General features: G+C 64.7%; 1 pseudogene. It reads left to right on the top strand.

Annotated features, from left to right (window positions below):
* Positions 1-451, top strand: a pseudogene (gene glyA, locus ACOQFT_RS00010) (serine hydroxymethyltransferase); the annotation flags it as partial.

The raw sequence follows: 451 nt of genomic DNA, 5'->3' as shown, positions 1-451 counted from the left end.
TGTTGCGACCACCACCACGCACAAGACCCTGCGCGGTCCGCGCGGCGGCATGATCCTGACCAATGACGAGGCGATCGCCAAGAAAGTGAACTCGGCCATCTTCCCCGGCATTCAGGGCGGCCCGCTGATGCATGTGATCGCCGGTAAGGCCGTGGCCTTCGGCGAGGCGCTGCAGCCGGCGTTCAAGGACTATATCAAGCAGGTCGTGGTCAACGCGCAGGCGCTGTCGGATCAACTGATCAAGGGCGGCCTGGACACCGTCACCCACGGCACCGACACCCATGTGGTGCTGGTCGACCTGCGCCCCAAAGGCGTCAAGGGCAACGCCACCGAAAAGGCTCTGGGCAGGGCGCATATCACCTGCAACAAGAACGGCGTGCCGTTTGACCCGGAAAAACCGACCATCACGTCGGGCATCCGTTTGGGTTCGCCCGCCGGCACCACCCGCGGC

Source organism: Ruegeria sp. MALMAid1280, from assembly GCF_049195285.1.
Lineage (GTDB): Bacteria > Pseudomonadota > Alphaproteobacteria > Rhodobacterales > Rhodobacteraceae > Ruegeria.
The sequence above is the reverse complement of the archived record's forward strand: the minus strand, read 5'-3'. Positions and strand labels throughout refer to the sequence as shown.